The sequence below is a fragment of the Pseudarthrobacter sp. 902506025 genome, from assembly GCF_040702325.1.
Taxonomy (GTDB): domain Bacteria; phylum Actinomycetota; class Actinomycetes; order Actinomycetales; family Micrococcaceae; genus Arthrobacter.
The window spans coordinates 559,591-579,366 of sequence record NZ_JBFBKW010000001.1 but is presented as its reverse complement, the minus strand read 5'-3'; the positions used below and the strand labels follow the sequence as shown (position 1 = coordinate 579,366).

Annotated in this window: 17 protein-coding genes; 6 read left to right on the top strand and 11 right to left on the bottom strand. The window is 66.1% G+C overall.

The window, feature by feature from the left end:
- Window positions 1-62: 62 nt before the first annotated feature.
- The gene (locus AB0280_RS02540; protein WP_159632050.1) at window positions 63-1,022 is read right to left on the bottom strand and encodes a heme o synthase; all 960 of its coding nucleotides are present in this window, start codon (window positions 1,020-1,022) and stop codon (window positions 63-65) included.
- Between the two features lie 520 nt (window positions 1,023-1,542).
- Here AB0280_RS02540 and tkt point away from each other — a divergent pair.
- The 6 genes from tkt to pgl are packed head-to-tail and all read left to right on the top strand — an operon-like array spanning window position 1,543 to window position 9,760.
- Window positions 1,543-3,660, top strand: coding sequence for a transketolase (gene tkt, locus AB0280_RS02535; protein ID WP_275180082.1), 2,118 nt, complete (start codon window positions 1,543-1,545; stop codon window positions 3,658-3,660).
- 26 nt (window positions 3,661-3,686) lie between these two features.
- Window positions 3,687-4,802: a transaldolase gene (gene tal / locus AB0280_RS02530; protein ID WP_159632052.1), complete on the top strand. Its 1,116-nt coding sequence runs from the start codon at window positions 3,687-3,689 to the stop codon at window positions 4,800-4,802.
- Between the two features lie 5 nt (window positions 4,803-4,807).
- Complete coding sequence (locus tag AB0280_RS02525; protein WP_224026042.1) at window positions 4,808-6,439, top strand: glucose-6-phosphate isomerase; 1,632 nt, start codon at window positions 4,808-4,810, stop codon at window positions 6,437-6,439.
- Window positions 6,440-6,454: 15 nt separating this feature from the next.
- The gene (zwf, locus tag AB0280_RS02520; protein WP_159632054.1) at window positions 6,455-8,014 is read left to right on the top strand and encodes a glucose-6-phosphate dehydrogenase; all 1,560 of its coding nucleotides are present in this window, start codon (window positions 6,455-6,457) and stop codon (window positions 8,012-8,014) included.
- Window positions 8,011-8,952, top strand: coding sequence for a glucose-6-phosphate dehydrogenase assembly protein OpcA (locus AB0280_RS02515; RefSeq protein WP_159632055.1), 942 nt, complete (start codon window positions 8,011-8,013; stop codon window positions 8,950-8,952). Before zwf ends, AB0280_RS02515 begins: the two co-directional genes overlap by 4 nt.
- Entirely contained in the window at window positions 8,942-9,760 is an 819-nt protein-coding gene (gene pgl, locus AB0280_RS02510; protein WP_307490148.1) for a 6-phosphogluconolactonase, read from the top strand. Before AB0280_RS02515 ends, pgl begins: the two co-directional genes overlap by 11 nt.
- Here the strand turns inward: pgl and AB0280_RS02505 are convergent.
- From AB0280_RS02505 to uvrC, 10 genes are all read right to left on the bottom strand, one after another.
- A complete protein-coding gene (locus AB0280_RS02505; RefSeq protein WP_159632057.1) occupies window positions 9,713-10,108 on the bottom strand; it encodes an RNA polymerase-binding protein RbpA in 396 nt (131 codons plus the stop codon). The genes pgl and AB0280_RS02505 overlap by 48 nt on opposite strands.
- Window positions 10,109-10,246: 138 nt before the next feature.
- On the bottom strand, window positions 10,247-10,504 hold the full coding sequence (gene secG, locus AB0280_RS02500; RefSeq protein ID WP_159632058.1) for a preprotein translocase subunit SecG: 258 nt from the start codon (window positions 10,502-10,504) through the stop codon (window positions 10,247-10,249).
- Between the two features lie 48 nt (window positions 10,505-10,552).
- A complete protein-coding gene (gene tpiA / locus AB0280_RS02495; protein WP_224026040.1) occupies window positions 10,553-11,368 on the bottom strand; it encodes a triose-phosphate isomerase in 816 nt (271 codons plus the stop codon).
- A 134-nt stretch (window positions 11,369-11,502) separates the two neighbouring features.
- Window positions 11,503-12,729: a phosphoglycerate kinase gene (locus AB0280_RS02490; RefSeq protein WP_159632060.1), complete on the bottom strand. Its 1,227-nt coding sequence runs from the start codon at window positions 12,727-12,729 to the stop codon at window positions 11,503-11,505.
- Between the two features lie 10 nt (window positions 12,730-12,739).
- A complete protein-coding gene (gap, locus tag AB0280_RS02485) occupies window positions 12,740-13,750 on the bottom strand; it encodes a type I glyceraldehyde-3-phosphate dehydrogenase (protein WP_224026039.1) in 1,011 nt (336 codons plus the stop codon).
- A gap of 259 nt (window positions 13,751-14,009) precedes the next feature.
- Window positions 14,010-14,636, bottom strand: coding sequence for a superoxide dismutase (locus tag AB0280_RS02480; protein WP_159632062.1), 627 nt, complete (start codon window positions 14,634-14,636; stop codon window positions 14,010-14,012).
- A gap of 102 nt (window positions 14,637-14,738) precedes the next feature.
- On the bottom strand, window positions 14,739-15,719 hold the full coding sequence (whiA, locus tag AB0280_RS02475; protein ID WP_015937022.1) for a DNA-binding protein WhiA: 981 nt from the start codon (window positions 15,717-15,719) through the stop codon (window positions 14,739-14,741).
- A 9-nt stretch (window positions 15,720-15,728) separates the two neighbouring features.
- The gene (locus AB0280_RS02470; RefSeq protein WP_224026038.1) at window positions 15,729-16,748 is read right to left on the bottom strand and encodes a gluconeogenesis factor YvcK family protein; all 1,020 of its coding nucleotides are present in this window, start codon (window positions 16,746-16,748) and stop codon (window positions 15,729-15,731) included.
- Complete coding sequence (rapZ, locus tag AB0280_RS02465; protein ID WP_159632064.1) at window positions 16,748-17,671, bottom strand: RNase adapter RapZ; 924 nt, start codon at window positions 17,669-17,671, stop codon at window positions 16,748-16,750. The genes AB0280_RS02470 and rapZ overlap by 1 nt, the downstream gene beginning before the upstream one ends.
- A gap of 68 nt (window positions 17,672-17,739) precedes the next feature.
- Window positions 17,740-19,740 carry an excinuclease ABC subunit UvrC gene (gene uvrC, locus AB0280_RS02460; protein ID WP_224026037.1) on the bottom strand — a complete coding sequence of 667 codons (2,001 nt, stop codon included), beginning with the start codon at window positions 19,738-19,740 and terminating at the stop codon, window positions 17,740-17,742.
- Window positions 19,741-19,776 lie beyond the last annotated feature (36 nt).

Here is a 19,776-nt window from a genome sequence, read left to right as displayed (position 1 = left end):
ATTAAAGCACAACGGCGGCTCCTGCCTGAAGCAGGAGCCGCCGTGGTGCCAGGCCGCAGTGGCTAGCCGGGCATGACAGCACTTCCAACGAAGGGGTCCACCGCGAGGGCGATAAACAGCAGCGTCAGGTAGCTGATGGAACCGTGGAACACCTTCATGGCGCGCTTGTCGGAAATATCCTCGCGGTGGGCGCGGGAGTACAGCGCATGGGACTCATAGAGGAACCAAGCGCCCGCGACGACGGCCGTCACCGTGTACACCCAGCCCGCCCCGCCGGCCGGGATCATCAGCAAGGAGGAGGCCACCATGGCCCAGGCGTACAGCACCACCTGGACAGAGACGACCTTGGCCCCGGCGATGGCTCCAAGCATGGGGACGTTGGCGTTCCGGTAGTCCTCGCCATAGCGCATGGACAGGGGCCAGTAGTGCGGCGGCGTCCAAAGGAAGATCACCATGAAGAGGATGACGGCGGGCCACTCCACCGAGTTGGTCACGGCAGCCCACGCGATCAGCACCGGGAAGCAGCCTGCGGCACCGCCCCATACGATGTTCTGCGCCGTGCGGCGCTTGAGGATCATGGTGTAGATGACCACGTAGAAGAAGATGGCACCCAGGCCCAGCCAGGCAGAGAGCGGATTGGCGCCGAACCACAGGATCACGATGGCGGCTGCGCCCAGCAGCCAGGAAAAGACCAGGGCTTCCCGCGGGGTGACTTCGCCGGTAACCAGCGGCCTGTTCTCCGTCCGGTGCATCAGCTTGTCGATGTCCCGGTCGATGTAGCAGTTGAAGGCTCCGGCGCTGCCGGCAGCAAAGGCGCCGCCCACCAGTGTGGCAAGGATCAGCCCGATGGACGGGAAGCCCCGCTCGGCGTAAATCATGGTGGGCAGGGTGCTCACCAGGAGCAGCTCGATCACGCGCGGCTTGGTGAGGGCGAGATACGCCTTGGCCTTACGGGCAAACCCGATGCCGGAGGCCCGGGATGCGTTCAGCGGCGTATCTGTTGTGCTCACGGTGGCAGTCACCCGTTCTGTGTGGCAGTTGAGGCTGGCAGGCAGCTCCGGTCGTGCGGCCCGGACCCGGGCACGGCACTTAAGGAAGGAAACGCTTCACGTGCGTGCAACAGCCGGGACACCCCGGGCGGCGATAGGGATGCGCGCCCGGCGTTGGCCTCCGATTATCATACCGCGCCAACGGCCCTGCCCCCGCCCCGCACTATGCGCAATTGATCGCTCGCAGGCCCATTCGAGCAGATTAACTCAACCCTCCGTGAAGGTCATTCACAAAAGGGGAAATTGCGTCCAAAACGTGAGATTTGCGCCGCCCGCAGTATGGATAAGAGCTAAGCTGTCACCAGATCAGCACGCAGCAAGAAAGCGGTGGAAAACGCATTCCCGCTTGCTGTCCGTGACTGAATGCAAGGATCAACGTTTCGATGGTGAACGGCTGGTACACACCGCAGCGGGCGCCAAACAGCGCGCCCTTGGACGGATCCGGTGTACCGCCGCCATCAGCACAGAGAGGGGCCCGGTTTTCGTGCCACATTTGGAAGAGCAAGAACTGTCATGGACCAGCTTGGACCAGCGCGCCGTGGACACCATCCGTGTCCTCGCCGCGGACGCGGTGGAGAAGGTGGGCAACGGCCACCCCGGCACTGCCATGAGCCTGGCCCCCGCCGCATACCTTCTCTTCCAGAAGCTGATGCGCCATGACCCGCGCGATCCGCAGTGGCTTGGCCGTGACCGGTTCATCCTGTCCCCCGGCCACACGTCCCTGACGCTCTACATCCAGCTTTTCCTTTCCGGCTATGGCCTGGAACTCAAGGACCTTGAGGCCCTGCGCACCTGGGGCTCGCTGACTCCCGGCCACCCCGAGTACAAGCACACCGCCGGCGTGGAGATCACCACGGGCCCGCTGGGCCAGGGCCTGGCGTCCTCGGTGGGATTCGCCTACTCCCAGCGCCGGCAGCGTGGCCTGTTCGACGCCGATGCTCCCGCCGGCGAGTCGCCGTTTGACCACACCATCTGGGTCATCGCCTCCGACGGCGACCTCCAGGAAGGTGTCACGTCCGAGGCGTCCTCACTGGCAGGACACCAGGAACTGGGCAACCTCGTGGTGATCTACGACGAGAACCACATCTCCATCGAAGACGACACCGACATCGCGTTCACCGAGGATGTCCTGAAGCGTTACGAGGCCTACGGCTGGCACACCCAGCGCGTGGACTGGACCCGGACCGGCGAATACAAGGAAGACGTCCAGGAGCTCTACAGCGCCCTGCTCGCCGCCAAGGCCGAAACCTCCAAGCCGTCCATCATCTCGCTGCGCACCATCATCGGCTACCCGGCCCCCAAGAAGCAGAACACCGGCAAGATCCACGGTTCCGCCCTTGGCGCCGAAGAGGTGGCCGCACTGAAGGAGGTGCTGGGCTTCGACCCCGCCAAGTCCTTCGAGGTGGACCAGGAAGTCCTGGACCACGCCCGCGCAGTGGTGGAACGCGGCGCCGCAGAACACAAGGCCTGGGAAGAATCCTTCAACGCCTGGCGCGAAGCCAACCCGGAGGGCGCCGCCCTCCTCCAGCGCATCGAGGCGCAGGAACTTCCTGCCGACGTCGACGCCGCGCTTCCGGTCTTCCCGGCCGGCAAGGATGTCTCCACCCGCGCAGCCTCCGGCAAGGTCCTGAACGCCCTCGGCCCGGTCCTGCCCGAGCTGTGGGGCGGCTCCGCCGACCTCGCTGAGTCCAACAACACCACCATCGAGGGTTCCCCGTCCTTCGTGCCTGCCTCCAAGCAGACCGGTGCCTGGTCCGGCAACCCGTATGGCCGGGTGCTGCACTTTGGTATCCGCGAGCACGCCGCAGCGTCGATCGTGAACGGAATCAGCCTGGCGGGCAACACCCGTGCATTCTCCGGAACCTTCCTGATCTTCAGCGACTACCAGCGCCCCGCCATCCGCCTCGGCGCCCTGATGGGTGTCCCGTCCCTGTACGTCTGGACGCACGACTCCATCGGCCTGGGTGAGGACGGCCCCACCCACCAGCCCGTGGAACAGCTCGCATCGCTGCGCGCCATCGTGGGCCTGGACGTGGTCCGCCCCGGTGACGCGAACGAAGTGGCAGCAGCCTGGAAGACCATGCTGGAGAACCACTCCAACCCGGCAGGCATCGTGCTGACCCGCCAGAACATTCCCACGTGGGAACGCGGTACGGGCGACGCCGACGGCGACACTTTCGCATCCACGGCAGGCGTGGCCAAGGGCGGCTACGTGCTGGCCGAGGCATCGAAAGACGGCGCCACCGTTCCGGCTGATGTGATCCTGATTGCCACCGGCTCCGAGGTCCAGCTGGCCGTCCAGGCCCGCGAAGCCCTCCAGGCCGACGGCATCGCCGCCCGCGTGGTGTCCATGCCCTGCGTTGAGTGGTTCAAGAAGCAGGACGCCGCCTACCGCGAATCCGTGCTGCCGGCCGCCGTCAGGGCACGCGTCTCGGTCGAGGCCGGACTGGCCCTGGGCTGGCGCGAATTCGTCGGCGACGCCGGACGCTCCGTCAGCCTCGAACACTACGGCGCTTCCGCTGACTACAAGCGCCTCTTCCAGGAGTTCGGCATCACGGCAGAAGCTGTCGCCGCCGCCGCCAAGGACTCCCTCTCCAGCCTCCAGCCCTGAAACCTAAACTTTTAGGAGATATAACAATGACTACTCCCACCCAGCAGCTTTCCGACGCCGGTGTCTCCATCTGGCTCGACGACCTTTCCCGCGGACGCCTGGAAACCGGCACCCTCCGCAAGCTCATCGAAGAAAAGAACGTGGTTGGTGTGACCACCAACCCGTCCATCTTCCACGCCGCCATCACCTCCGGCACCGACTACGACCACATCATCGCCGGCAAGGCAGCAGAAGGCGCCAGCGTGGAGGACACGATCTTCGAGATCACCACCACCGACGTCGCCGATGCCTGCGACCTGTTCGCCCCGGTCGCTGCGGCAACGAAGGGCGTCGACGGCCGGGTCTCCATCGAGGTCGACCCGCGCCTTGCCTGGGACACCGCAGGAACCATCGCCGAGGCCAAGCACCTCTACCAGCGCGTCAACAAGGACAACGTCCACATCAAGATCCCTGCCACCCTCGAAGGCCTCGAAGCCATCACGGCAACCCTGGCCGAGGGCATCAGCGTCAACGTGACCCTGATCTTCTCCCTGGAGCGCTACCGCGCCGTCATCAACGCCTTCCAGTCCGGCCTGGAGCGGGCCAAGGAAAACGGCCACGACCTGTCGAAGATCCATTCCGTTGCGTCCTTCTTCGTTTCCCGCGTGGACACCGAGATCGACAAGCGCCTCGACAAGATCGGCACCGACGAGGCCAAGGCCCTCAAGGGCAAGGCCGGTGTGGCCAACGCCCGCCTGGCCTACCAGGTCTACGAGGAACTGTTCGCCACCGAACGCTGGGCCCTGCTGGCCGACGCCGGCGCACTCCCCCAGCGCCCCCTGTGGGCCTCCACCGGCGTGAAGGACCCGGCGTACCCGGACACCCTGTACGTCACCGAACTCGTGGCCCCCGGCGTCGTGAACACCATGCCGGAAAAGACCCTGGACGCCACCTTCGACCACGGCGTGGTCACCGGTGACACCGTCACCGGCACCTATGATGAGGCGAACGCAACCCTCGACGCCCTGGAAAAGCTCGGCGTCTCCTACAACGAGGTCGTCGCGCTCCTTGAAACCGAAGGCCTGGACAAGTTCGTGGCCAGCTGGAAGGAACTGCTGGCCGACGTCGAAGGCGCCCTCGCCTCTGCACGAAAGGCTTCCTAACACCTATGAGCACTCTCAGCTACGACGCCACCGGCGCTGCCCAGCAGGCGCTTGAACAGCACCTTCCCGCCCTCGTCGAGGACCGGATCGCCACCCGGATCTTCGCCAAGGACCACACGTTGTGGGGTCCGGACGCCGAATCCGAGTCCGCAGTCCGCCTGGGCTGGGTGGAAGCCGCCACCGTTTCACAGCCGCTGGTCAAGGACATCCTGGAACTCCGTGACGCCCTGCGCGCCGAAGGCGTCAGCCGGATCGTGCTTTGCGGCATGGGCGGATCATCGCTGGCTCCCGAGGTCATCGCCGGCACGGCCGGCGTCGAGCTGACAGTGCTGGACAGCACGGACCCGGACCAGGTCCGTGCTGCCCTCGCAGACCGGCTGGCCGCCACCGCCATCGTGGTCTCATCCAAGTCCGGTTCCACCCTGGAAACGGATTCCCAGCGGCGGATCTTCGAGCAGGCCTTCACCGAGGCCGGCGTGGACGCCAAGAGCCGAATCATCATCGTGACCGACCCCGGCTCACCGCTGGACAAGGCCTCACGCGAAGCCGGCTACCGGGCTGTCTTCAATGCCGATCCCAACGTCGGCGGCCGCTACTCGGCGCTGACCGCGTTCGGCCTTGTACCCTCCGGCCTGGCCGGGGTGGACATCCAGGCGTTCCTGGACGAGGCAGAAGAAGCTGCCGAAATCCTCAACGATGATGCACCTGAAAACATCGGGCTCGCCCTGGGTACGGCACTGGGCGGGACCAACCCGCTGCGGAACAAGATTGTCATCGCCGAGGACGGCTCCGGCATTGTTGGATTTGCTGACTGGGCTGAGCAGCTCATCGCCGAATCCACCGGCAAGCTGGGCACGGGCATCCTGCCGGTCGTCGCAGGCCCGCAGTCCCCGGAGGTCACTTCCGGCGCGGCTGACGTGCTGGTGGTGCGGCTTGTGGCCGCGGATGCCGACATCGAACTCGGCGACAACCAGGTGGCCATCGCCGGCGGCCTTGCCACCCAAATGATGGTGTGGGAGTTCGCCACCGCCGTGGCCGGCCGCCTGCTGGGGATCAACCCCTTCGACCAGCCCGACGTCGAGGCCGCCAAGGTAGCGGCACGCGGACTGCTGGACGCCCAGCCGGAGCCTACGCCGGCGGCATTCGTTGACGGCGCCATCGAGGTGCGCGGCGGCGACTGGCTTGGCGAGGCCGCTACCGCAGAGGGTGCCGTCAAGGCCCTGCTGGGCACCTTGTCCGCCGACAGCTACCTGAGCGTCCAGGCGTACTTCGACCGGTTGGCCTTCGCCGGGCTCGAAGGCATCCGTGACGAACTGGCTGCTGCCACCGGCCGTCCCGTGACGTTCGGCTGGGGCCCGCGCTTCCTGCACTCCACCGGCCAGTTCCACAAGGGCGGCCCTGCCATCGGCGTGTTCCTCCAGGTCACTGCCGCCCCTGCGGAGGACCTGGGCATCCCAGACCGGCCGTTCACCTTTGGTGAGCTCATCGCTGCCCAGGCTGCAGGCGACGCCCAGGTCCTGGGTGAGCATGGCCGTCCCGTGCTGCGCCTCCACCTCACCGACCGTGCCGCCGGCGTGGCCCAGCTGCAGGACGTCGTCGCTGCACTGTCCACCCGCGCATCCGCAACCGAAAGCTAAGGCGCAAAAGTAACCATGCCAGAAACTGAATACGGCAGGAAGGGCGCGGGCCGCGGGCGTAATCCGTTGCGCGATCCGCGTGACCGCCGTTTGAACCGGATCGCCGGTCCGTCGTCGTTGGTCCTTTTCGGGGTCACGGGGGATCTTGCCCGGAAGAAGCTGATGCCGGCGGTGTATGACCTGGCCAACCGTGGGTTGCTGCCGCCGAGTTTTGCGTTGGTGGGTTTCGCCCGCCGGGAGTGGGACAAGGAGGATTTCGCCGCCGAGGTGAAGGCCTCGGTGCAGGCCCATGCCCGCACCCCGTTTGATGAGGCGGTGTGGAACCAGCTCTCTGAGGGCATCAGGTTTGTCCAGGGCGAGTTCGACGACGACGCGGCCTTTGAGCGGCTCGGCGAAACGATCAAGGAACTTGATGATGTCCGGGGCACCCGGGGCAACCACGCGTTCTACCTGTCGATCCCGCCGAAGGCGTTCGAGCAGGTCTGCCGTCAGCTCTCCAAGCATGGCCTGGCGCAGGCGGACGGGGATAAGTGGCGGCGGGTGGTGATCGAGAAGCCGTTCGGCCATGACCTGGAATCGGCCCGGCAGCTCAATGACATTGTGGAGTCGGTGTTCCCGCCGGACGCGGTGTTCCGGATTGACCACTACCTGGGCAAGGAAACGGTGCAGAACATCCTGGCGCTGCGTTTCGCGAACCAGCTGTTCGAGCCACTGTGGAACGCGAACTACGTGGACCACGTCCAGATCACCATGGCCGAGGACATCGGGACCGGTGGCCGGGCGGGGTATTACGACGGTGTCGGTGCCGCCCGCGACGTGATCCAGAACCACCTGCTGCAGCTGCTCGCGCTCACCGCGATGGAGGAACCCATCTCGTTCAACGCCGATGACCTGCGGGCGGAGAAGGAAAAGGTCCTGGCAGCGGTGAAGCTCCCGGAGGATTTGTCGACGCATTCGGCGCGGGGGCAGTTCACCGGCGGCTGGCAGGGCGGCGAGCAGGTCCTGGGCTACCTGGAGGAAGAAGGCATCCCCGCCGATTCCACCACGGAAACCTACGCTGCGGTGCGCGTGGACATCCACACCCGCCGCTGGTCCGGGGTGCCGTTCTACCTGCGCGCGGGCAAGCGACTGGGCCGGCGGGTGACGGAGATCGCGGTGGTGTTCAAGCGCGCCCCGAACCTGCTCTTCCGGGACCACGGCGAGGACGACTTCGGCCAGAACGCCGTGGTGATCCGTGTCCAGCCCGACGAAGGTGTGACCATCCGGTTCGGGTCCAAGGTCCCCGGCACGCAGATGGAAGTCCGGGATGTGACCATGGACTTCGGCTACGGGCACTCGTTCACCGAGTCCTCCCCGGAAGCCTACGAGCGTTTGATCCTGGACGTGCTGCTGGGTGAGCCGCCGCTGTTCCCCCGTCATGAGGAAGTGGAGCTCTCCTGGAAGATCCTTGACCCGTTCGAGGAATACTGGGCATCACTGTCCGAACAGCCCGAACCCTACGCCCCCGGCTCCTGGGGCCCGGCCTCTGCTGACGAGCTGCTGGCCCGCGACGGACGAACCTGGAGAAGGCCATGATCGTTAACCTGCCGGACACCACCACCTCGAAGGTGTCCAAGAAACTCATGGCCCTGCGCGAGCAGGGCGGCGTGATCGCCCTGGGCCGGGTCCTGACCCTCGTGGTCGTGACGAAGTCCGGGCTCGAGGAAGAAGCGATTGAGGCCGCCAACGACGCCTCCCGGGAACACCCCTGCCGGATCATCGTGCTGGCCGACGCCGGGAAGGACAACGAGGACCGGCTCGACGCCCAGATCCGGGTCGGCGGGGACGCCGGCGCCTCCGAGGTCATCGTGCTGCGCGGCTACGGCCAGCTCGCCCGCGAAAGTGAGTCCCTGGTCGCCGCGCTGCTGCTCCCGGACGCGCCAATCGTGGCCTGGTGGCCGCACGGCGCCCCCGAGAACGCCTGCGAAACGTCCATCGGTGCGATCGCCCACCGCAGGATCACCGACTCCGCGAACGAACCCGACCCCCAGGCCGCCCTGGAACGCATCCACCGGACCTACAAAGCAGGCGACACCGACCTCGCCTGGACGCGCCTGACCAACTGGCGCATCCAGCTCGCGGCCGCCCTGGACGAGGTGGACTCCTCGCCCGTGACGGCGGTAGCGGTCGAAGGTGCCTCGGACTCACCCTCCACCATCCTGCTCGCAGCCTGGCTGACCCTGACCCTGGACGCCCCGGTGACCATCGTCGCGGACCCCGCCGGGACCGGCATCCGCCGCGTGCGGCTGACCCGCCCAGGCGGGGACGTCCAACTCTTCCGGCCGGGACTGTCCATCGCCGAGCTCACCCAGCCGGGCCAGCCCGCCCAGCGGATCTCCCTCCCGCGCCGCAGCCTCCGCGACTGCCTCGCCGAAGAACTGCGCCGCCTGGACCCCGACGAAGTATTTGGCGAAGTGATTACTATTGGACTGCCACGTACCAATCTAAGGAGCGTCCGACCCAGTGAGCGTTGACCCACGAGTAAGCATCCATCCTGATTCGTCCGTCCTCATGGCCGCCATAGCGGCACGCCTGATCACCAAGCTCGTTGATGTCCAGGACAAGTACGGCGAAGCCACGGTGGTGCTCACCGGGGGAACCGTGGGGATCGGCACGCTGAAGGCTGTTGCGGACTCCCCGGCGGCGCCCGCCGTCGACTGGTCCAAGGTCAACTTCTGGTGGGGTGACGAACGCTTCGTCGGTGCCGCGGATCCGGACCGGAATACCAAGCAGGCGTTTGACGCGTTGCTGTCCCACATTCCGGTGGACCCGGAACGGATCCACTCTCCGGGTTCTGCCGATGAGTTCGGCACTCCCGAAGAAGCGGCTGAGGACTATGCACGCCAGTTGCGGGATGCCGCAGCAGCCGAGCACGCGGCGGACATGTCCGACGACAGGCCCGAGGAACCGTCCGCACTCCCCCGCCTGGACGTGGTGCTGCTGGGGGTTGGTCCTGACGCCCACATTGCTTCGCTGTTCCCGGAGCAGGCCGGAGTCCGCGAGAAGGAGCGCACAGTGGTTGGCGTGCGGAACTCCCCCAAGCCGCCACCGCTGCGGATTTCCCTGACCCTGCCGGCCATCAATACGGCGGCAGAGGTCTGGATGGTTGTGGCAGGCGAGGACAAGGCCGGAGCCGTCGGACTCGCCTTGGCCGGGGCAAACCCGGTGCAGGTGCCTGCGTCGGGCCCACGGGGAACGTCCCGGACCCTGTGGCTTATCGACGAGAACGCAGCCTCACGTGTCCCCGAGCAGCTGGTCCGGAAGGACGCCGCGGGAGCGTAGCTTTTCCAGCGCTCCGGCCAGGACGTCCTCGGCGTCCTGGCCGGAGCGCCGTTCTTTAACGTATTCCAGGTGGCTCTTGTAGCCGTCGTCGAATGGGTCATCCGGCGCCGCCGCCTGGCCGTCCCGGGAAGCGGTCGCGCCGCACCGCCGGCAGTCCCACGTCTGCGGAATCTGGTCGTCAGGCATTTTCAGGAACACCGGCTGGGTCTCATGGCCCTTCGCGCACCAGTAGGACACCCGGATGCGCGGGAGGGGCCGGGAGGACGAGTCATTGTTCTGCAGGCTCGATCCGGAGCCTGCGACAACACCGGCACGGGTGCCTCGGAAGCCTGATGCTGGATGGACCATGGAAACTCCTGCCTCGAAGCGGACGCCGGAGCCCTGCAGCTTAAACAAAAACTGTGGCTGCCGGGTAAACCGACAGCCACAGTTTAGATGCCAGGGCGGGGCGGCGGGAGTGCCGCAGGACCCTATCCAGCGGACCCTTTAGGAGTCGCCGGCGCCGCTGAAGCGCATGATCAGGCCAAGCCCGATGATCACCACACCCCAGGTGACGCCCAGGATGATGGTGAAGCGGTTGAGGTTGCGTTCTGCCACGCCCGAGGAGCTGAGGCCTGAGCTCATGCCGCCGCCGAACATATCTGACAGTCCGCCGCCGCGTCCCTTGTGCAGGAGGATCAGCAGCGTCAGCAGGAGGCTGGTGATACCCAGGAGGATCTGCAGAATGACATGAAGAACGTCCACGACGGCCTTTCGGAAGTTGGAATTGCGGGAGTATGCGCTGGCTACGGACTAGTCCGTGACCAGGTGGCTCTCGAACCTAACAATATTAGCAAACTCAGCCGGGTCAAGGCTGGCGCCACCCACCAGGACGCCGTCCACATCGCGCTCCTGCAGGATGGCGGCAGCGTTGTTGGCCTTGACTGAGCCGCCGTACAGCAGCCGGGTCTTGGCTGCCACGTCGGCACCGAAAAGGCTCTCGAGTTCTGCACGGATGGCGGCACACATTTCCTGTGCGTCCTCCGGTCCGGCCACTTCACCGGTGCCGATGGCCCAGACGGGCTCATACGCAACCACCAGTTCGGCTGCCTGCTCGTTGGTCAGGCCCGCCACTCCGGCACGGAGCTGCTGGAGCGTGTGCTCGACGTGGGTCCCGGCCTGGCGGATTTCCAGTCCTTCCCCCACGCAAAGGACGGGGGTGACGCCGTGCTTGAACGCTGCCTTGACCTTGGCGTTGAGGACGTCGTCGGACTCGTTGTGGATGGTCCGGCGTTCGCTGTGGCCCACCAGCACGTACTTGCAGCCGAGCTTGTTCAGGAACTGCCCGGAGATGTCGCCGGTGTAGGCGCCTGAGTCGAACTGCGACAGGTCCTGGCCACCATACGCGACCTGCAGGTCGTCGCCCTGCACCAGGGTCTGGACCCCGCGGAGGTCGGTGAACGGCGGGAAGACGGCAACCTCGACGCGGCTGTAGTCATGCTTTGCGTCGGACAGCGTCCAGGCGAGTTTCTGCAGGAGGGTGATGCCCTGCACGTGGTCCATGTTCATTTTCCAGTTGCCCGCGATGAAGGGCTTGCGGTCGAAAGCGCCGTTCGTTGACGTAGTCACGTAATCTCCAAAAAGTTCTTGATATGTAATCGGCCGGCAGGCTGCAATGGGCAACCTGCCGGCCGGAGGACTGCGAGGTCCGTTACTGGCGGACAGCAGCGGTGATTCTGCCGTCCCGCTTTACCGGTCCGGTTCTAGCGGTCCAGGACGCTGAGGCCGGGGAGTTCCTTGCCTTCGAGGTACTCCAGGCTGGCGCCGCCGCCGGTGGAAATGTGGCCGAACTGGTCATCGCTGAATCCCAGGGTGCGTACTGCCGCGGCCGAATCTCCGCCGCCCACCACTGTGAACCCGTCGGTGCCGGTCAGGGCCTGCGCGATGGCGCGGGTGCCTGCAGAGAAGGCTTCGAATTCGAAGACGCCCATTGGGCCGTTCCAGAAGACCGTACGGGCTCCCTTGATCCGCTCAGCGAAGGCGGCAGCGGTATCAGGACCAATGTCCAGGCCGATGCCCTGGGCACCAAAGCTGCTGCCCTCAATCGCGTCGGCTGCAACCGTTTCGTGCGCAGCGTCGGCAGCGAACTTCTCTGCCACCACCACGTCCGTGGGAACCACGAACTCAGTGCCGGCGTCCGCGGCGCGCTTCAGGTAGTCCTGGACCACCGGGATCTGGTCCTCTTCAAGGAGGCTTGAGGCAACCTTGTGGCCCTGTGCCGCCAGGAAGGTGAAGAGCATGCCGCCGCCCACCAGGATGGTGTCAGCCTTGCCGATCAGGTTGTTGATCACCGCGAGCTTGTCCGAGACCTTGGAACCGCCCAGAACCACCACGTAGGGGCGCTGGGTGTCGGCGGTCAGCTTCCGCAGGACCTCAACCTCGGTGTGCACCAGGTCGCCCTGGTACGACGGCAGCCGGGTGGCGACGTCGTAGACGCTGGCGTGCTTGCGGTGGACGGCACCGAAGGCATCGTCCACGTAGGCGCCGTTGCTGCCGGTGAGTGCCACCAGCTCGTCGGCGAAGGCGCCGCGTTCGGCGTCGTCCTTGCTGGTCTCCCGGGCGTCGAAGCGGACGTTCTCCAGAACGAGTGCTTCACCGTCCTGCAGGGATGCGGCGGCAGCCTTGGCGGCGTCGCCGACAGTATCGGCCGCCAGGGTTACCTTGAAGCCCGCCAGCTCGGCGAGGCGGTCCACTGCGGGGCGAAGGGAGTATTTGTCCTCCGGGGCGCCCTTGGGGCGTCCGAGGTGGGCTGTTACCAGCACGCGGGCACCGGCGTCCGTGAGCTTTGCCAGCACTGGGAGTGAGGCCTTGATGCGGCCGTCGTCAGTGACTGTAGAGCCGTCGAGCGGCACATTCAGGTCACTTCGAACCAGAATGTACCGCCCGCGGACACCTTCAGCGATCAGTTCGTTGAGGGTGTGTGATGTCATGTGTCTAACCCTAGCCCAGCTTGGCTGCTACAAGCTCCGTGAGGTCGACGAGGCGGTTGGAGTAGCCCCATTCGTTGTCATACCAGGAAACAACCTTGACCTGGTTGCCAATGACCTTCGTCAGGCCGGCGTCGAAGATCGACGACGCGGGGTCACCAACGATGTCGGAGGACACGATCGGCTCTTCCGTGTAGGTCAGGAAGCCCTGCAGCTCGTCGGACTCGGAAGCACGCTTGAGGGCTGCGTTGACTTCCTCGACGGTGGTTTCGCGGGAGACGGTGACGGTGAGGTCGGTGGCGGAGCCGGTGGGCACGGGAACGCGGATGGCGTAGCCGTCCAGCTTGCCCTTGAGCTCAGGCAGGACCAGGCCAATGGCCTTGGCGGCACCGGTGGAGGTGGGAACCATGTTGATGGCTGCGGCACGTGCACGGCGCAGGTCCTTGTGCGGGCCGTCCTGGAGGTTCTGGTCGGCGGTGTAGGCGTGCACGGTGGTCATGAGCCCGCGCTCGATGCCGAACTCGTCGTTGACGACCTTTGCCAGCGGGCCGAGGCAGTTGGTGGTGCAGGACGCGTTGGAAATGATGTTGTGCTTGGCGTTGTCGTAGAGGTTGTGGTTAACACCCATGACGATGGTGATGTCCTCGTCCGAAGCCGGAGCGGAGATCAGGACCTTCTTGGCGCCGGCATCGATGTGCTTCTTGGCGTCGGCAGCCTTGGTGAAGAACCCGGTGGATTCGATCACGATGTCAACGCCCAGCTCACCCCAGGGGAGGTTGGCGGGATCGCGCTCGGCCAGGACCTTGACCACGTTGCCGTTGACGACGATGTTGCCGTCCTTGACCTCGATGGTTTCCTTCAGCCGGCCGCCGACAGAGTCGTACTTGAACAGGTGGGCCAGGGCTTCGGGGCTGGTGAGGTCGTTGACGGCAACGATCTCGAGGTCTGCGCCTTGGGCAAGCGCTGCGCGGAAGTAGTTGCGGCCAATGCGGCCAAAGCCGTTGATACCAATACGGGTCGTCACTTTTACAGTCTCCTTGGTGCTTTGAAAAGCACTACTAGTTGAGCGGGCGTTGAAGCCAACTAACAGATCCCGCACGCCATTGGGCAGAGATGATTTACACGGAGGGCGACCAGCCTCATTGCTGAAGGCTAACCGCCTTCCGTGACCTATCTTACGTTTAACTGGGTCCGCCCCCGCAAGTGCGGGGGCGGACGGTCCACATCCCGGCCTGTTTAAGTCAGAATGTGAAGTTTGTTACAGCGATGTATATCGCACGTCACTACGGAAGAGTGATGAGTCCCGTGGCGTTGGTGCGTGCTGCCTCGAAGCGCTGGGCGACGTCGGCCCAGTTGACGATGTTCCAGAACGCCTTAACGTAGTCGGCCTTGACGTTGACGTAGTCCAGGTAGAAGGCGTGCTCCCACATGTCCAGCATCAGCAGCGGGGTGGTGCCCAGCGCAACGTTGCCCTGCTGGTCGTAGAGCTGCTCGATGACCAGGTTCCCGCCGATGGGCTCGTAGGCCAGGAAGCCCCAGCCCGAACCCTGCAGGCCCAGGGCCGCGGCGGAGAACTGGGCGCGGAACGCGTCGAAGGAGCCGAAGGCGTCATCGATCGCTGCAGCCAGTTCGCCCTCGGGCTTGTCGCCGCCGTCCGGGGACAGGTTCTTCCAGAACACGGAGTGGTTGATGTGGCCGCCGGTGTGGAACGCGAGGTCCTTGGAGAGCCGGTTGATGTTGGCGAAGTCGCCTTTTTCGCGGGCCTCGGCCAGCTGGGCCAGGGCGTTGTTGGCGCCTGCCACGTAGGTGGCGTGGTGCTTGCTGTGGTGCAGCTCCATGATCCGCGCAGAGATGTGCGGTTCGAGGGCGGCGTAATCGTAGCTGAGTTCCGGCAATACGTACTCGGTCACAAAATCCTCCAATATCGTGGACCAGGAAGGCCCGGTTGGTAACTCTTGGATTGTGCATCCGGGCAGCTGGTGCCCGGAATTATTTCTGATTCTATGGGGCGCCTACTCGTCCAGCATTTCAGGCGTCACATTGGCGTCCGTTCCGGGAATGCCCAGGTCAAGCGCACGCTTGTCCGCCATGGCCAGCAGGCGGCGGATCCGACCGGCGATCGCGTCCTTGGTCATCACGGGGTCGGCGAGCCGGCCCAGCTCGTCAAGGCTGGCCTGTTTGTGCGCCACCCGCAGCTCGCCGGCGTACTTCAGGTGGTCCGGGACGTCGTCGCCCAAGATTTCCAGGGCCCGGTCCACGCGTGCCCCGGCAGCCACGGCTGCCTGGGCGGAGCGGCGCAGGTTGGCGTCATCGAAGTTCGCGAGCCGGTTGGCTGTGGCCCTGACTTCCTTGCGCATCCGGCGTTCCTCCCACACCATGAGGGCATCGTGGGCGCCCATGCGCGTCAGGAGCGCGGCGATGGTGTCGCCGTCGCGGATGACCACGCGGTCCACTCCCCTGACCTCACGGGCCTTGGCCTGGATGTCCAGGCGGCGGGCGGCGCCCACCAGGGCCAGGGCCGATTCCGGACCCGGGCAGGTGACTTCCAGCGATGACGACCGGCCGGGTTCGGTGAGCGAACCGTGCGCCAGGAACGCCCCGCGCCACACGGCTTCGGCGTCTGCGGCCGAGCCGTTGACGACGGCGGACGGCAGGCCGCGCACGGGGCGGCCGCGGCCATCCAGCAGGCCCGTCTGGCGGGCCAGCGCCTCGCCGTCGCGGACCACGCGGACCACGTAGCGGCTGGCGCGGCGGAGTCCGCCGGCGGAGACCACGATGATTTCGCTCTGGTGTCCGTAGACCTCGGCGATGGCGGCGCGGAGCCGGCGTGCAGTGGACGCGAGGTCAACTTCCGCCTCGATGACGATCCTGCCCGAAATGATGTGCAGTCCCCCGGCGAACCGGAGCATTGCGGAGACTTCAGCCTTGCGCACTGATGACTTCTTGATGTCCAGACGGGACAGTTCTTCCTTGACCGATGCTGTCAGTGCCATGGCACCTTCCTAACTGTTCCCAAAAATGTCCTGGTACGCCGTGGCCAGCCGGAGCGGCTCATGGACGGGGCGGCGTCCCGACGCCCCTACTTTACCCAAGACCACCTCCGCGCCGATCATGCCGGCGGCCTTCTCGAACTCCTGCCGGTCCGGTACCGACGCGGGATCGGCCAGGACCACGTCCACACTGAACTCGGGGGCGTAGCGCCGGAGGACGTGGAGGTGGTCGGCCGCCGTCATGCCGCTGGTTTCCTTGGTGTCCGTGGCGAGGTTCATGGTGAGGCAGCGTTTGGCAGGGGTGCTGCACAGTGCCTGCCGCATCTCCGGCAGGAGCAGGTGCGGAAGGACTGATGTGTACCAGGAGCCGGGGCCCAGGACCACCCAGTCCGCCAGTTCGATGGCCGTCAGTGCGTCGGTGCAGGCAGGCGCGGCCTCGGGCAGGAGCCGGACCTCCTCCAGCGAGCCGGCCACGGCACAGCGTGCCTGGCCGTGGATGGTGTGCAGTGCAGTTCCGCCGTCGGGTGCGGTGACGCGGACGTCGCCTTCGATGGTGAGCGGGACCGTGGACATGGGCAGCACCTGGCCGCGGGCGCCAAGCAGCGCACCGGCCCATTTGAGTCCTGCGACGGCGTCGCCCAGCAACTCCCACAGGGTGACGATCAGGAGGTTGCCCATGGCGTGCTCATCCAGCGAACCCCCGGGGCCTGTCCCGGCCCGGAACCGGTGCTGCATGACGTCACGCCAGGTGCGTCCCCAGTCGGTGTCGTCGCACAGCGCGGACAGCGCCATGCGGAGGTCTCCCGGCGGGAGGACGCCGTACTCTTCGCGCAGGCGCCCGGACGAGCCGCCGTCGTCCGCCACCGTCACCACTGCGGTGAGCTCGGAGGTGAGCAGGCGCAAAGCCGACAGCGAGGCCGCCAGGCCGTGCCCGCCACCCAGGGCCACGACGTTGGGGCCCTTGTCCTGCTGGCCCGAGCCCTTACCAGCGGCCGGCGGCACCAGGGGCAGGGCTCCGGTGAACAGCGCCATTACTCGCGGCCCAGATCCCGGTGCGCGGTGGTCACCGTGACCCGCGGATACTGCGCGAGTTTCTTGGAGAGTTCAACCGCGACGGCGACGGAGCGGTGCTTGCCGCCCGTGCAGCCGACGGCGATGGTGGCGTAGTGCTTGTTCTCCCTGCGGTATCCCTCCAGGACCGGTTCCAGGGCCAGGACGTAGCGGTCCACGAAGTTCTTCACGCCCTCGGCCTCCAGGACGTAGTCGCTGACGTCCTTGTCCAGGCCGGTCTGCGGGCGCAGCTGGGGCACCCAGTGGGGGTTGGGGATGAACCGGACGTCGGCCACATAGTTGGCATCGACCGGGAGGCCGTACTTGAAGCCGAAGCTCATGACGTTGAGCCGCAGGGCCACCGGGCCGGTTTCACTGAACAGTTCGGTGATGGCCGTGGCCAGCCCGTGGACGTTGTAGTTGGAGGTGTCGAGGACGACGTCGGAGCTGTCGCGCAGTTCCTGCAGCAGCTCACGTTCGGCGGCGATGCCGTCAAGGATGCGTCCGCCTCCCTGCAGCGGGTGCGGGCGCCGGCCCTGTTCGAACCTCCGGACCAGGACGTTGTCGCTGGCGTCGAGGAACAGGACGCGGAAGGTCACACCGCTGGCCGCCAGGGCCCCCAGGGCTGCACGGATATCCGCAAAGAGTCCCTTGCTGCGGACATCGATCACCACGGCCAGCCGTGGAATCGACTGCGGGGCGTGGGAGACCAGCTCCGCGAGCGTGCCCAGCATCTGCGGCGGCAGGTTCTCCACGACGTACCAGCCGTGGTCCTCCAGCGCGTCCGCGGCGGTGCTCCGTCCGGCGCCGGACATCCCGGTGACCACCAGCAGTTCCGCTTCGAGCGGCTTGACGGGCTCCAGCCCGTCGTGGCCCGCTCCGGATCCCGCGGTCGTGTCTGCCATGAAGCCTGCCCCGTTTCCTCGTTGTTCCCGGGGCCGCCGCTGTGGCACTGCCCCGTCCTTTACCCTAGCTAAGTTTCAATGATTTCGCCGGTGGTCATGTTGATCGCGGGCACGGTCACGGCCTCGGTCCCCTCCGCCGCGAAGTGGTTGACGATGGCCCCGGCCAGGGCAGGGCCAATGCCCTTCGCCTCTGCGAGCTCCTCCACCGTGGCGGCCTTCACGCCCTTGACGGATCCAAAGTGCGCCAGCAGGGCTTTCCGCTTGGAGGCGCCCAGGCCCGGGACGGCGTCCAGTGCCGACACCGTCATGGCCTTGCCGCGCTTCTGCCGGTGGAAAGTGATGGCAAAGCGGTGGGCCTCGTCGCGGATCCGCTGGAGCAGGTAGAGTCCCTGCGAGGTCCGGGGAAGGATCACCGGGAAGTCGCTGTCCGGAAGCCAGACTTCCTCCAGGCGTTTGGCGAGCCCCACGACGTAGACGTCGTCGATCCCGAGGTCCTTGAGTGCACGGGCGGCCGCGTTCACCTGCGGCTGGCCGCCGTCCACCACCACCAGGTTGGGCGGGTAGGCGAACTTGGCCTTTGGCGCCGGCGTGGTGCTGTCCAGCACCTCCGCGCCCGGTGCCGCCTCCGGGCCGTCAGCTTCCAGCACGGATTCGTCCACCTGCGCCGACTTGTCCTGGAGGTAGTGGCGGAACCTGCGCGTCAGGACGTCGTGCATGGCGGCGGTGTCATCAGCGGCCGCGGGGCCGGTGATGGAGAACTTGCGGTAGTCGGACTTCTTGGGCAGCCCGTCCTCCACCACCACCATGGAAGCCACGACGTTGGTGCCCTGGACGTGGGAGACGTCGAAGCATTCGATCCGGAGCAGGGGAACCGGAAGGTCCAGGGCTTCCTGCAGCTCCTGGAGGGCCTGCGACCTGACAGTGATGTCACCTGCCCGCCGTGTCTTGTGAAGCTTCAGAGCGTGTTCGGCATTCTCGCGCACAGTGGACATCAGTGCCGCCTTGTCACCGCGTTGCGGCACCCGGATGTCCACTTTGGCGCCGCGGATCCCGCCCAGCCAATTGGCCAGGTCTTCCTGGTTGCTGGGGGCCACCGGCACCAGGACTTCGCGGGGCAGCCGGCCGTGCGTGTCGCCGTCCTCCCCGTAGACCTGCTGCAGCAGGTGCTCCACCAGGTCCGGGGTGGTGAAGTCCTCCACTTTTTCCACCACCCAGCCGCGCTGGCCTCGGATCCTGCCGCCGCGGACGTGGAACACCTGGACGGCGGCTTCCAGCTCGTCTTCGTGCAGGGCGAAGACGTCGGCATCGGTGTCCTCGGAGAGCACCACGGCGTTGCGTTCGAATACCTTCCGCAGCGCGGTGATGTCGTCACGCAGCCGGGCTGCGTGCTCGTAGTCGAGCTTCGCCACGGCGTCGCCCATCTGCTTTTCCAGCTTGTTGATGAAGCGTTTGGCTTCGCCGCCCATGAAGGCACAGAAATCGTCGGCCAGTGCCCGGTGGTCCTCCGGCGAAATCCGTCCGACGCACGGCGCGGAGCACTTGTCGATGTAGCCCAGCAGGCAGGGCCGGCCGCTTGCCTCGGCCCGCTTGAAGACGCCGGCGCTGCAGCTCCGGACGGGGAAGACCCGGAGCAGGGTGTCCATGGTCTCCCGGATGGCGCCGGCGGTGTAGGGGCCGAAATAGCGGGTCCCCTTCCGTTTGTCGCCCCGCATGACCTGCACCCGCGGGTACTTTTCGCCCATGGTCACGGCCAGGTAGGGATACGTCTTGTCATCCCGGAACACCACGTTGAAGCGCGGCTTGAATTCCTTGATCCAGGTGTATTCCAACTGCAGCGATTCGAGTTCGCTGCCCACCACGGTCCACTCGACGCTGCTGGCCGCGTGGACCATCGCATAGGTCTTGGGCAGCAGCCCCGCCGGGTTGGCGAAGTAGGAGTTCAGCCGGGACCGGAGGCTTTTGGCTTTGCCCACGTAGATGACCCGGCCGTGCGGATCACGGAACCGGTAGACGCCCGGGTTGGTGGGGATTTCACCGGTTTTGGGCCGGTAACTTGCTGGATTTGCCACCTATCAAGTCTACTGAGTCGCGCCGGCTCTCCATGC

Excerpts from the sequence above, each read along its gene's own strand:
- tal (WP_159632052.1), top strand. The coding sequence starts at position 3,687 with ATGACTACTCCCACCCAGCAGCTTTCCGACGCCGGTGTCTCCATCTGG.
- AB0280_RS02525 (WP_224026042.1), top strand. The coding sequence starts at position 4,808 with ATGAGCACTCTCAGCTACGACGCCACCGGCGCTGCCCAGCAGGCGCTT.
- zwf (WP_159632054.1), top strand. The coding sequence starts at position 6,455 with ATGCCAGAAACTGAATACGGCAGGAAGGGCGCGGGCCGCGGGCGTAAT.
- AB0280_RS02515 (WP_159632055.1), top strand. The coding sequence starts at position 8,011 with ATGATCGTTAACCTGCCGGACACCACCACCTCGAAGGTGTCCAAGAAA.
- AB0280_RS02505 (WP_159632057.1), bottom strand. The coding sequence starts at position 10,108 with ATGGTCCATCCAGCATCAGGCTTCCGAGGCACCCGTGCCGGTGTTGTC.
- AB0280_RS02490 (WP_159632060.1), bottom strand. The coding sequence starts at position 12,729 with ATGACATCACACACCCTCAACGAACTGATCGCTGAAGGTGTCCGCGGG.
- whiA (WP_015937022.1), bottom strand. The coding sequence starts at position 15,719 with ATGGCACTGACAGCATCGGTCAAGGAAGAACTGTCCCGTCTGGACATC.
- AB0280_RS02470 (WP_224026038.1), bottom strand. The coding sequence starts at position 16,748 with ATGGCGCTGTTCACCGGAGCCCTGCCCCTGGTGCCGCCGGCCGCTGGT.
- rapZ (WP_159632064.1), bottom strand. The coding sequence starts at position 17,671 with ATGGCAGACACGACCGCGGGATCCGGAGCGGGCCACGACGGGCTGGAG.